Origin of the sequence: Methanosarcina acetivorans C2A (assembly GCF_000007345.1) — an archaeon.
In the GTDB taxonomy this organism is placed as follows: Archaea; Halobacteriota; Methanosarcinia; order Methanosarcinales; family Methanosarcinaceae; genus Methanosarcina; species Methanosarcina acetivorans.
In genome coordinates this window covers 5,574,418-5,587,699 of the sequence record NC_003552.1, presented here as the reverse complement: position 1 = coordinate 5,587,699, position 13,282 = coordinate 5,574,418, and the positions used below count along the sequence as shown (strand labels likewise).

Genomic DNA, 13,282 nt, shown 5'->3' with positions numbered 1-13,282 from the left:
CTTTTCCTGGTGGTCCGGTCTAGCAGGATTTTTCTGAAAAACTTAAGTGGGTTGGGAGCTTTCCTGTAAGTGGGATTAATTTCCTGCCCGGTCTTTTAGATCTTTTTTTAGGATCTGTTTTAGATCTTTTCTTTACGTAATCGGGCTACATAATGTGTTTTGTAAAGCATGCTTTTGTAAAGTAGACATGTCAGCGGGCGTTACGGATGGAATTCAGGCTGAAAATGGGTTAAGGGGTTTGTTTATGGCAATAATGGAAAAATCGTTTAAAATTGAAACCGATTCCCTGGATGATGAGTATTTTAAAGGTTTGATCAGGAGCGGATGCTTGAGAATTATGGGTGAAACTGAACCATCTTTGAGCTGTCTCCCCATTGTTACACCAAAAAATGAGATGTATGATTTTTATGCCTATGAATATATCTGGACACTGAGTTTCATGTCTCATCTGGATAAAAGGGAGAGACCGACCCTCGATTGGATCAAATGTTTGAAAAAAACAAACACAATTATCGTGCAGATTTTTTTCCGTACTTCGAATACAAACTATACGGTCCGGGAACTGACCGCAACTTTAAAACCTCCTCTTATGACCAATAAAAACCTCTGGGATACCTTTTGTGACTCCTGGATGAAAATAACGGGAAGAACTGCAAAACTCATTGGAGATACCACAAAAATCCCTTCGGTTTCACAGGTAGGGGAAGTAATGGATATGCTTGGTGAACTAGAAAAAGATGTGGTGCCCAGTTCTCATGCTTACCCCTGGTATTTGAAAACAATTGTAACCACAGATGAGGAGGGAAATCTCCTGAACGGGGTCGAGTGGACAATTGACAGAAAAGCTTTTCACAGTATCGGTAACAGATTGATGGGTGGAATTTGCCTTATGTTCATAAAATCTTCTGGTTCGGAGAAAATCAAAGCTCCTGTTAAGCTGGATGTAAGAGCAAGAATCACCTTCAAAGAGTTAGCTTTAAACGAGGGTAAACATCATGACTTCTGGATTCCGGCTAATCCTAACAGGAAAGGCTTTGAAAAAAATGGCTTCTTTTTGGAAGTAAATCCAAAATGCGAAACTCTTTGAAATGTTTATTGGCCATGTTCCGGAATATCTGAACTCAGGGATCGCCCTATTCGATTGTTAAGCTTGTTTTTCTTTTTTGCTTTTTTAATCATAACCTTTTTACCTTTCCTTACCAAAAACTCCTGCATGTCATCCCCAGGCATCCCCCTCAAAACAGACCACTCTATCAGAGACCGCCTTTACTGGAACTTTTTCAATATGATCCCTTTCCTCATTGGCTCCATAGCAATTGCCAGGGATTCCCTCAAGTGGGTTGCAGTTTACATCGGAATAGCTCTCTTTTTCTTTCTGGTAATCGAATTTCGCTTTGCCTGCACCCACTGCCTTCACTACATAAGGAGCAGGGGCTGCGTAAAATGCATGATGCTTTCGGGAGTGCCCAAGATTTTCAAAGCCCGCCCGGGTCCCCACAGCCCTTTTGAAAAGGCGATGACTATTCTCGGGGCTCTTCCCATGTTTTTCTTTCCGGTCTACTGGCTGGTCAGGGACCCTCTGCTGCTGGGGGCTTATTGTGTTTCCTGGGCACTTTTTTTTCTGACCGCCCGGCGGTATGAGTGCGTACGGTGCCTTAACTTTGAATGCCCTATGAACCGTGTGCCTGCAGGCGTGAAAGAGGAGTTTGAGAAAGGGGATAGGCTTTCCGGGAACTTTGAGCTTTCAGGAAAGGGGATTCGGGAATCGTATTCAGACAGGTGTTCTTCCCTTAGAGTAAGACATGAGTTTAGGGATTTTCTTTACTGGAACTTTGTGACCCTTGTTTTTCTCTTTTCGGCGGGGCTTGCAATTGGCATCAGTTCAACAGGGTGGCTTCTTGCCTATATTTTCATAGTTTTTTTCCATTTCGATATCCTGGAGCAGCGCTTTTTCTGTACTCATTGCCCTTATTTTGTCAGAGGAGAAAAGAGTTTGAGGTGCATGATGAACTGGGGCTGGCCGAAGCATTTCAGGCCCAGGCCGTACCCTCCGGGCAAATTCGATCTCGTTATTACCACACTGGGGTTCATAATCGTTATCCTCTTTCCGCTTCCCTGGCTTTTGAAAGTGCCTTTCTTGCTCGGGGCTTACTCCATTTCCATTTTGCTTTTCTTACTGACAATATGGCGGTATGAGTGCATCCGCTGTATTTATTTTGGATGCCCTTTTAACAGGGTGTCAGTGGATGTGAGGAAAGAGTTCGAAAAGAGGAAAAAGTTTGAAAAGGGAAAAGCGAGTTGAATGAAGCCGGACGATTTAAAGGAATGGTAATATGCGGTGCAGTACCGTGTTTTTCTGTTTTCATATCGCTTTTTCAGCATTATTTAAGCATTGGACCGTTTTTTCCTGTCACTCCGGTTAGAGTCCCGAAAATTCGGTAACAAGAAGTCTATATAGTTTTATTTTTTTCTGGATTTTGATATGTTTTCTTAATAATTCGAATTGTTTTGAAATAGAAATCTATTTATTTTATAACTAGGAAATAGGTTACCGTCTTCCTGATATGCTGCGCTGAGAATACCCTGGAAAATGATAATGAGGTTATTTGCTGAAAACCCTCTGTAAGCCGTAAAAACGTAGAAGTTTTCCAAAAAACAGACCCGTTAGCGTTTTCCAATCTCAGTAACTGTATATCTATTTAACAACTGAATATACTTTTATATCTTTATGTTTATCCGAACATATCGATTAAAACATCAAAAGTCTGTAGGGATTTCTATGCGTGAAAAAATAGGTACAATGTTAATACTCTCTCTGCTGGTTCTGGCTATTGCTTCCTGCGGATGTACGGAAAGTACGGGCCAGCAGGCTGTTCCGAACTCAAGCGCTGTGCTCCAGAATTCGGATAAAGTGCAGATCACCGATATGCTGGACAGGCAGCTAACCGTGCCGGCTGAGATCTCCTCGGTAGTAGCCACTTCTCCTCCTTCTACTATTCTCGTTTATATGCTTGCACCGGACAAACTTGCAGGCTGGAATTTCAAAAATAATTTTACTCAACCTTTTATGGATGAAAATTACACAAGTCTGCCAGTAATAGGGGGCTGGTTCGGGACCCAGACCGGGAACTATGAAACTATAATCAGCATGGACCCTGACATTGTAATTGAAGGATACACCACTGACGGGCAAATCAACGAAGCCATAGAACGCAGGCAGGAAAGTTTTGGCAGCATTCCGGTGGTTGCCGTTGATGATTCTATTATCTTCGTGACACAATCCGATCCCACTATCGAATATGTGGGTAAGCTGCTTGACTGTGAAGCCCAGGCAGAAAAACTGATTGAGTTCCGCGGTTCAATCCTCAACGAGATCAACAACACTGTAAAAGATATTCCCGAAGATGAAAAGGTACGGGTTTACTATGCCGAAGGCCCGAAAGGCCTGATGACCGATCCCTCCGGTTCTCAGCACTCCCAGGTCATTGATATCTGTGGGGGTATCAATGTTGCCGACTGTCCGCTAACTCCGGGAAGCGGCATGACCCAGGTTTCAATAGAGCAGGTCATGGACTGGAACCCTGAGATAATCATCACCTCCAATCCGCAGTTTTACGCATCCGTATATTCTGACTCTCTCTGGGAAAGCGTGGATGCTGTCCGGAACAAACGGGTGTATCTTGCCCCTCAGAATCCCTTCTGCTGGATTGACAGGCCACAGGGCCCCCATCTTATTATAGGGACTGCCTGGACTGCAAAGATGCTATATCCGGATCTTTTTGCAGATATGGATCTCTCCGGGCTGACCCGTGAGTTCTACTTGGAATTCTTCCACTATGAGCTTACGGATGAACAACTGAATACGCTACTGAACCCTGCAGCAGAGGCCTGAACGTGGATGAAAAGGGCAAATCTCCGGGTTTTCCCTATATTGCCGAACACATCTTTGCTCCCATCTACCCTGTAATAGCAGCTCACATCGTCAAAGAAAGCGGGATAAAACAGGGCATATGCCTGGACCTGGGATGCGGTATTGCATCCCTGGGGATCGCTGTTGCGGAACTCACGGATATGCAGGTCTATGGGGTTGATTTTTCAACGGAGATGTGCAGGCTTTCAAAAGCCAAAGCTAACCGTCACTTCCTTTCAGATAAGGTTGTTCCTTTGCAGGCTGATGTCCACCTGCTTCCCTTCAGGGATAATTCCGCAGTCCTCATAGTAAGCCGTGGCTCCGTATTTTTCTGGAAAGACCTGCCTGTGGCTTTCAGGGAAATTTCCCGCGTCCTTGCTCCGGGTGGACAGGCGTGGATAGGGGGCGGTTTTGGCACAAAAGAGTTGAAAGCCCAGATCTCTGAAAAAATGGTTGAAATAGACCCGGACTGGCATACTGCTTCTAAATAGCGCCTCAGCCCGGAAACGATTCGGGCTATACGGGAAGCCGGGGAACGGACTGAAATCCCCTGTCATGTGGTTAAGGACGATTCTGGCTTTTGGGTGGTCCTGAGCAAGGAAAAGTAATGGAGATTAAGAAAGGAGGTTAAAATATGCAGTGCAATGTGTGTGAGTTCGGGTGCGAAATCGATGAATACAGCAGGGGCAGGTGCAGGACTTATGTCTGTACCGGCGATACCATTATCCAGGACCCTGATATGGGATACCTTGGTGCATATCCAGTCTCCATAGAAACTATCCCCTTGCTTCATTATTATCCCTCAGGTAAGTTTCTCCAGGTCTTCGGCACGGGCTGTAATTTCCAGTGTTCCGGGTGCGTGGCTCGTCTGCTGGCTTCAGGAAAATCTCTTTCCAGTACCACTTTAACTCCCTCCCAGGTCGTGGAAAAAGCTCTGCAGCAGGATTGCCTGGGTGTGGTTTCCACCTTAAATGAGCCTGCTGCAAATTATTATCTCTTCAGGGACCTTGCAGTGCAGGCAAAAGAAAAGGGTTTGCTTGTGGGCTGTTCCACAAACTGCTATTTCACAGAAGAGACTTTGAACAAGCTCGGGCAGCTTGTGGATTTCATGAATGTCGGAATCAAAGGTTATTCTGACAGAAGTTACATAAGCTGCGGAGTCCCTTCATCAGCTCCCGTTTTCCGCAATATTTCCCTGCTTTTTGACATGGGAGTGCATGTTGAAACTTCGGTTGTTTATTCAAGGGGAAATGAAGCCGATGTGATAAAGGTTGCAGAAGCTGTATCCGATATTTCTCCAACCATTCCTGTCCAGGTCATGAGATTCATCCCCTTCGGGGATGCGCCTATTGAGCTTGAGCCCTCCGTAGGAGAGGCGGAGAGCCTGTGCGCTGATCTGCGTAAGTATGTGGATTATGTTTATCTTTTCAATTCTCCGGGTACGGAACTATTGAATACTTACTGTCCCGAATGCGGCAGTCTCCTTGCAGAACGGGAGTTCTACGGACCCATGGGTTCGAGACCAGTAAGGCCCTGGATAACTTATTCCTGTGATTGCGGGAAGACTGTGCCTGTTAAAGGGACAACTGCCGTTGAACGTTTCAATGAGGAAGGTTTCATGGGCGGATATCGGATCAGCCGGGCTTTCGGGATGGTCCATGGAGTACTTACATGTCTGGGAATACTGGACGATTCCAGGTTAATAGATGTCTGGAGAGAAATCTCCGATTCCGGGACCCTTATGAAGGTGCACCATATGATCCAGCAGCCTTACGCTTATCTTGACTTTGTCAGGCTAATTGCGGAAAGGGCAAATATGCCGGAAAAAGGAGAAGAGCTTATTTCCTTTATCCATACACGCCTGGAGCTTGTTAAGTCCCTTGCAGCAGAAAACAGTGGTCATAAGGTGTATTACTGCATGGGCTCTCCTCTTTTTGCCCTGAACGCCGGGAGAATGGAAAACAACCTTGTGGCATTTTCCGGGGGCTTGAGCATCAATAAGCAGCTTCAAAAGGAAGGCAAACCGGGTATAAATGTTTCTCCTTCTTTTATCAATGAAAATAACCCGGACACAATTTTCATCTCCGGTTTCCTTTCCCGCCCCCTCGATGAATTCTATACCCTCTGCCGACAGTATGGCATAGAGACGGATGCTGTAAAACAGCAGCGGGTCTATGAAGTCCCTCCATCCTGGGATTTCGGAAACCCCCGCTGGATCCTGGGGCTCATGTATATTGCAGACAAACTGTATCCAGGAAACTCAGGAATCGACCTGGAAAAAGAAGCAGATGAGTTCTACAGGCAGTTTTACGGCATGCCATATGGGAAAGCCACACCTAACAGGTCTTTTCACAGGCCTACTTCCGGGACCTGGCATGTTTTGAGGTGCACTCATGCCTGAATGCAGGTATTCCCGTACCACTCTGGTGTACATTCTTCCCCTGGTCTTATTAATAGGCTCCCTTTTCGTGGGGAGATATCAGACTCCTGTCTCGGCGGTTGTGGACGAGAGTATGAAAGCTTTTTCATCTCTCATTTTTGGCACCCCTGCTTCGGTTTCCACTCAACACACGGTCCTGTTCAATGTAAGGCTGCCCAGGATACTTGCAGCTTTGCTTGTAGGGGCTGCACTTTCCACAGCCGGAGCTTCTTTTCAGGGGATCTTCAGGAATCCCCTTGTCTCTCCCTATATTCTGGGAGTGGGTGCAGGTGCGGGTTTCGGAGCATGCCTGGCAATACTGCTCTGGGATAATTACCTGCTTATACAGTTGATGTCTTTTGCTTTCGGACTCCTGGCCATGTTTTTTGCCATAAGTATGGGGAAAGCCAGCAAAGGTACAGGAACTCTGGTCTTTGTGCTTTCCGGAATTATCGTGAGTTCTATTTTCACGGCGCTTACCTCCCTGGTAAAGTATGTGGCAGACCCTTATGACGAACTTCCCGCAATAGTATTCTGGCTCATGGGAAGCCTTGCTACTGTCAGGTACGGGGACCTGCTCTACATAGTGTTGCCCATGTTTGTCGGGGCTCTGGTGTTGTTCCTTCTCAGGTGGAGGATCAATATCATGTCCCTCGGAGACGAGGAAGCTAAAGCTCTCGGGATGAACGTGGAAAAAATGCGCCTGGTTATCATTGTTTGTGCAACCCTTTTAACTTCAGCAGCGGTCAGCATCAGCGGTGTTATTGGCTGGGTCGGGCTGGTCGTACCTCATATCTCAAGGATGATAGTCGGTCCGAACTACAGCCGTCTACTGCCCATGAGCATGGTTATCGGTGCCTCTTTTCTGCTGCTTGTAGATGACCTGTCAAGGACCATTGCCGCAACGGAGATTCCCCTGGGGATCCTCACTTCCCTTGTAGGTGCTCCTTTATTTGCATATCTGATTCGAAGGGGGCGCATGGGATGGAACTGATGCTGGAAGTTAACTCTCTTGCCTTTTCCTATGGAAACGGGCTGGTCTTTGAAAACGTTTCTTTCTCTTTAAAGAAAGGTGAGGTTATGTGCATCCTGGGTCCCAACGGGGCGGGAAAATCCACACTGATCAAATGCATTGCAGGGATTCTCAAACCTTCTACCGGGTCTGTTCGCATTCTGGGAGAGGATACGACTTCTCTCGGGGCAAAGGGAATTGCCCGGCATATAGGTTATGTGCCCCAGCAGAACGAGGTGGTTTTTCCTTTTACCGTGCTGGATTTTGTGGTGATGGGCCGGGCTCCTCATCTTTCCATGTTTGCATCTCCCCGTGCTGAAGATATGGAGCTTGCAAGGGAATCGCTTGCAGTGGTGGGGCTTTCCGACCTCGCGGAAAGGCCGGTTGCCAGTCTCAGCGGCGGACAGAGCCAGATGGTCCTGATTGCCCGGGCCCTTGTCCAGCAGCCTTCTCTTCTTTTGCTGGACGAGCCGACTTCTCACCTCGATTTCGGCAACCAGGTCCTTGTACTGGAAACAGTGCAGAGGCTTGCCTCCCTCGGGATGTCCATTGTGATGAATACCCACATGCCTGACCATGCTTTCCTGGTGGGCAGCAGAGCCGCAGCTCTGGAAGGGGGCAGGCTGGTTGCACTGGGAGAGGTTGAAACGGTTGTAACCGGCAAGATGATGTCCTCGGTCTATGGGGTAAAGGTAGCTGTCCGGGAAATCGAAGATATGAAGAGAAAAGTGTGTCTGCCCTTACGGGGGAAATAATACACTGAACCTGCATCGAACTAAATCAGGGCATTATGAATTAATCAATACAGTGGACAAATTTTTGAATAACAGAAAGAGGTGCAATCGCCTTAATTTTACTTTCACGATAAAAATCTGAACATAGAAAAACAAAGATTAAAAATTAGTGGAAAATTAGTGGAGAATTTTTATGAACTTAAAGAGATTTAAAGCAATAGCTCTGGCTATCTTTGTGCTAACGTTAATCCTTGCGTTGGCAGGAACGTGTACTGCTGCGTCGGTTGAAATCAGGGGCATTCCCCTTGATACCGGGAGCACGGATTCCCAGAATATCTCGTGGGATTTCAGAACCTTCCCGGCTTTTGCCTTCAATGCAAATAAGTACAGTAATTACGTTAGTGGGGTTGGAGAGCACCTTTATTTTGAGGACAAAGGAAACAGCCCTGCTCTGGGTAAAGATAATCCTTCAGCCAGCACAATCGATGAAGGTGAACTCTTTTATACTACCAAACAGTTCCCTTCGAAGTATAAGGTGTTCTCCGAAGAAGAAAATGTAACAAAGTTATCATTCTTTTACATGATGCATCTCTTTGGTAAACCCTACTGTACTATTGACAATGATGCAACGCATCTTGCCAAGATGCTGTACCAGCAGGGTGCCAGCGACAAGAAAACCCTCAAAGCAGGGGAGACCTGGGATATTGCCGGTGGGTACAGCCTTACTCTGAACGGGATTGATGTTAACGGCAACAAATGCTATTTTTCGCTTTACAAGAATGGTAAGGAACTGGATACTGCGGTAATCTCCACGGACAACACTATAGATGACAGGATATTTACTGCAGATGCCGAATTCGGAGACAATGCCTCTCACATTTATTTCGTTACCTTTGTGGATTCTGTTTTTGCAAGTGCGGATACCGATTTTGCAGTGTTCAAGTACACCTGGTTAATAGATAAGGACAACCCTCTTTCAATCGAATCCGGGGACGAATTTGGCAATTTCGAAGTAGACCAGGCCCTTGAAAACCTGATAGTAATGTCAAATTCCGACGCAATAACAATTAATGTCGACGCTGACAGCAAGACTAACATTACAGACGAGTGGTATTTCAAGACCTCTGATGAAGGAAAAGGAAGCAATGGAGGATACGTGATCTACCCGGCAAAAACAGTCATTCTCGCAGACCAAAGTCCTGCAACTGCAACCGAAACTGCAACCGGAACTGCAGAAATCGATACTTCATCCCCTGCTTCCAGCAATGTTCAGGTACAGGAAGATAATAGCACTCAGACAAAAGCAATAACCGAAAATTCCAGTGGAAATAGTGGAGAGGTCTACGGGACTTCATCTGAAGCCCCGACTGAAGCAGAAACACCTGCATCTGCCAGCAGCGAAGCTGCAGCCAGTTCCGGTTTCGGAGGATTTCTGGCTTTCATCTCGCTGGTCAGCATAGTTTATTGTTTTAAAAGGAGTCAAATCTAAGAGTGATGGGAAACCTCAAAGTCTGATTAATTTCCTCCTTTTTTCCTGGCATGAAAGTACTTGATTTGAAAGGTACTTTCATTGCTTTGTTTCTTTTATTTAAGAATTTCATGTTTGGCTCTTCGCTATTTCCCGTGGGTTGGAAATATTTGCATAGTTATAAAGTAGCCAAGCCAAAAAGAGAAATATTGAGCTTGAATGTGATTTTCAACGGCAAATATATCTAAATTTTATAGATGTTCTTTTGATATTTAGGAGATGGGTTTAAGTTACCCACTCTAAACAGCGAAGAGCCTCATGTTTTTTCAATGTTTTTTGAAAATAAGATAGCTTACCGAAAGTTCGGTATATTCTGAATCACTTTCATGCGTCTTCGGTTAAGTTAGGAATCGTGATAAATTGCCTCCATTCTCACAACAGTTGTCAATAATTTTGATGTGTTGTGGACTGGAACTGGGTATTGATTTCATGTAATAAGACCAAAATTCAAGGCAGCCTTTTGGTGAAAAATCAATAGCTTTCAGGCAAGAAAATTCCTTAACTGATGACCAATGAAAATCTATTCACCTAATTCTTGTTTTTCTCTGTTTGTCAGATAATACTCCAGCTATTATTGATAAAAGGAATGATGCGCCAAGTAGAATAAGCGTTAATTTGTTGATCGATAAGAAATATCCTAGTAGAAAAACAAGAAACATTAAGATAATGATGAATTTAAAATGTGTAGTCATATCAATTAATTTAACAGTCCATGTTATAAGTATTGTCAGTATGTCTAATTTTCTGTAAATTTTGTCAAGGGCGGTTAAGAATCTTCCAATTACGGCGGTTTAAAAACTTCCAATTCTCAATCCTTGTGAAAAGTTCGAGGATTGTAGATAATGCTGAAAACGGAGGAATGGCTATTGATACGAGATTTGTATTCACAAGGCTTCAGCATCAGTGAGATCTCTAGAAGAACAGGTTATGCTAGGGAAACTGTGAGGAAATATCTTAAAAAGAAAACTGCCCCAGAACCTCAGAAACGTCCGCCAAAACCGAGTAAACTTGATCCTTTCAAACCTTACATACAAGAAAAACTCAAAGAAGGTCCTTATACTGCTGTTCGCCTTTATAGGGAAATCAAAGAAATGGGTTTTGATGGAGGAAAAACCATAGTCAAGGACTTCGTAAGAGAAGTCCGACCTAAACAGGGAGTCCCTGCTGTACTCCGCTATGAAACAAAACCAGGTGTACAGGCTCAGGTTGACTGGGCAGAGATGGGAACAGTTGAGGTTGATGGAAAGGTAAAGAAACTCTTTTGTTTCAACATGATTCTTGGATATTCCAGAATGAGATATGTTGAATTTACACTGAGCATAGACACTCCCACTCTTATTCAGTGTCATCTGAACGCTTTTGAGTACTTTGGAGGATTTACACAGGAGATCCTCTATGATAACATGAAACAGGTTGTTATCAAAAGAGCCTTAAAATCATCAGATTCCGAATGGAACCCACAGTTTGAGGATTTCTTCAAATGCTTTGGTTTTATTCCAAGGTTATGCAGGCCTTACAGGCCTCAGACAAAAGGGAAAATTGAAAATACAGTCGGTTTCGTCAAGAGGGATTTCTTCCTTGGAAGAAGGTTTACCTCTCTCGAAGACCTGAACGCCCAAGTTCACAGTTGGTTGGAAAGGGTAAATTCAACTGTCCACGGAACAACCTATCAAATCCCTCTTGAACGCTTTAAGGAGGAGAAACTGAGCCCTCTGGATCAGGTTCCTCCTTACAAAGTTGTCCATAAGGAGACCAGAAAGGTCTCCAGAGACTGTTATATTTCGTTCCTTGGAATAAGTATTCTGTTCCTTACAGGTTTGCAGGGAGAACTGCAGAGCTTCAGATCCTTGAAGGAATATTCGAGGTCTATGTTGATTATGAGAAAGTCTGTGAACATGAAATCCTTCCTGGAAACTGCAGAGTTTCAAGGAAAAAGGAACATTTCCAGGGTCTCCTGAGTGAGATTCTTAAAGAGAACTCAAAATGCAAAAAAGATTCACAGATCCCGTTGAAGTTCTCAGATCCCGAAGTTGAAAAAAGGTCTCTTGATGTCTATGAAATATTTAGTGAAGGTGGTTTTGAATGAACAACTTCACCTATGAGAGACTTCACAATAACCTGCAATACCTGAAACTTAATTCTATCGAAGAGCTTCTGGATAACTACCTTGAAATTGCTGCAAGGGACAACAAGACAACAATGGAAGTCCTTGATTACTTGTTTGAACAGGAAAAGAAACACAGAGAAGCTGTTGCAATTGAGAGAAGGATGAAAAGTGCAGTTTTTCCCGTTAAAAAGACTCTTGAGGAATTCGATTTTGAATTTCAGAAATCCATTGATAAAAAAGCAATCGAAGACCTTGCAACCTTGAGATTTGTTCATAATTCAGAGAATGTCGTTTTCCTTGGTCCTCCCGGAGTTGGAAAGTCTCATCTTGCAATCGCTCTTGGGATTGAAGTAGCAAAAGCAGGGATTTCGGTTTACTTTACCAATACAGGAAACCTTATCGAGAAGTTGAAAATAGCAAATCGAGAAGGAATGCTTGAAAAGAAACTAAGGGACTTGATGAAATATAAAGTGCTGATAATTGACGAAATAGGGTATCTCCCATTTGACGAAGAAGGAGCTCACTGCCTATTTCAGCTGATCTCAAGACGGTATGAAAAGAGTTCAACGATCTTGACATCAAATAAATCATATGGAGAATGGGGAGAGATATTCAAGGACCATGTAATAGCGGCTGCTGTACTTGATAGGATTCTCCACCATTCAACTACGATTAACATCAAAGGGGAAAGTTACAGGCTGAAAGAAAGGAAGAAACAGGGAATAAAAACAGGAAATATATGCCAGTAATTTCTAAAAGTTTATGAAAAATTGAGTAAAATTTATATTAAAAGGTTGGCAAATTCTAAACCGCCCAAAATGGAAAAAAGTTAACCGCCCTTGACAATTTTACTTCAAATATTCGAGTGATATGGAAAAAAATTGATCTTCCGATGTGGAAGAAGCTACCAAGCAATTTCTTGATATTTTTAATTATACAGAATTTTCGCTACACTGCCTTTTTGAATATGTCTTTTGAATGATTTTTTTGGTGAGTTTTGAAGGTTCTGTGTCTTTTTTCCAGGGCGAGTACGAGCTCTCAATGAAACGAAACCTTCTGATTTCTGCCTCAATTCGGAATTTTATTTTCTTCTTTCTGAATCCGGAAAGTTTCAGTCCATTTTTTATGGATTTTTTGTCAGATCTGGCTATCCGTCCTCCACCTGAGAAATCTTTATATATCAAAACACGGTAATAGGATTCCGGGCATCCTGCGATGGGCAGGAACCCCCAATACAAGAAAAGGAGATCCAGAATATGAAAGAAAAAGTAGAGGTAGAAGCTCCAAAACCCATTTTGCGTGGGTTTTTGTTCGGCAATGGTACGTTTGTCACCCCGGCAGAAATGAAAATCATGGAAAGCCTTGGGGTCGTTCCGGCAACAAGAGCATGAACTCGAAAAGTAAACCGGGAAAAAGCGCATTGTAAAGAGGTCAGGGAATTCATTAAAACACTCTATAACCATACTACAAAATATCTAGCTATTTTATTCAGCTAACCTCCAAAAATCCAACAAACCAACCTCCTAAATGTAAATATTACAGTGATTTACACCAGCTCCTTCTTATGCTCAA

10 protein-coding genes and 1 pseudogene are annotated in these 13,282 nt (G+C 43.9%); all 11 read left to right on the top strand.

Going from position 1 to position 13,282, the window contains the following annotated elements:
• Positions 1-244 precede the first annotated feature (244 nt).
• The 11 genes and pseudogenes from MA_RS23660 (at position 245) to MA_RS29595 (ending at position 13,101) form a co-directional block, all read left to right on the top strand.
• Positions 245-1,087, top strand: a complete 843-nt coding sequence (locus MA_RS23660; RefSeq protein ID WP_048066012.1) for a hypothetical protein — start codon at positions 245-247, stop codon at positions 1,085-1,087.
• Between the two features lie 126 nt (positions 1,088-1,213).
• A complete protein-coding gene (locus tag MA_RS23655) occupies positions 1,214-2,302 on the top strand; it encodes a hypothetical protein (RefSeq protein WP_048066604.1) in 1,089 nt (362 codons plus the stop codon).
• Between the two features lie 477 nt (positions 2,303-2,779).
• Positions 2,780-3,892 carry an iron ABC transporter substrate-binding protein gene (locus tag MA_RS23650; protein ID WP_048066011.1) on the top strand — a complete coding sequence of 371 codons (1,113 nt, stop codon included), beginning with the start codon at positions 2,780-2,782 and terminating at the stop codon, positions 3,890-3,892.
• 2 nt (positions 3,893-3,894) lie between these two features.
• Positions 3,895-4,401 (top strand): class I SAM-dependent methyltransferase, encoded by a 507-nt coding sequence (locus MA_RS23645; protein ID WP_011024409.1) that lies wholly within the window; start codon positions 3,895-3,897, stop codon positions 4,399-4,401.
• A gap of 143 nt (positions 4,402-4,544) precedes the next feature.
• On the top strand, positions 4,545-6,311 hold the full coding sequence (locus MA_RS23640) for a radical SAM protein (RefSeq protein ID WP_011024408.1): 1,767 nt from the start codon (positions 4,545-4,547) through the stop codon (positions 6,309-6,311).
• A complete protein-coding gene (locus MA_RS23635; protein ID WP_011024407.1) occupies positions 6,304-7,323 on the top strand; it encodes a FecCD family ABC transporter permease in 1,020 nt (339 codons plus the stop codon). The genes MA_RS23640 and MA_RS23635 overlap by 8 nt, the downstream gene beginning before the upstream one ends.
• Positions 7,314-8,096 (top strand): ABC transporter ATP-binding protein, encoded by a 783-nt coding sequence (locus tag MA_RS23630; protein ID WP_048066010.1) that lies wholly within the window; start codon positions 7,314-7,316, stop codon positions 8,094-8,096. The genes MA_RS23635 and MA_RS23630 overlap by 10 nt, the downstream gene beginning before the upstream one ends.
• A gap of 172 nt (positions 8,097-8,268) precedes the next feature.
• Positions 8,269-9,564: an S-layer protein domain-containing protein gene (locus MA_RS23625; protein ID WP_052279223.1), complete on the top strand. Its 1,296-nt coding sequence runs from the start codon at positions 8,269-8,271 to the stop codon at positions 9,562-9,564.
• 881 nt (positions 9,565-10,445) lie between these two features.
• Positions 10,446-11,689: pseudogene (gene istA / locus MA_RS23620) on the top strand (IS21-like element ISMac3 family transposase).
• The gene (gene istB, locus MA_RS23615) at positions 11,686-12,459 is read left to right on the top strand and encodes an IS21-like element ISMac3 family helper ATPase IstB (RefSeq protein WP_011020063.1); all 774 of its coding nucleotides are present in this window, start codon (positions 11,686-11,688) and stop codon (positions 12,457-12,459) included. Before istA ends, istB begins: the two are co-directional and overlap by 4 nt.
• A 507-nt stretch (positions 12,460-12,966) precedes the next feature.
• Entirely contained in the window at positions 12,967-13,101 is a 135-nt protein-coding gene (locus MA_RS29595; protein WP_281085346.1) for a hypothetical protein, read from the top strand.
• Positions 13,102-13,282: the final 181 nt, after the last annotated feature.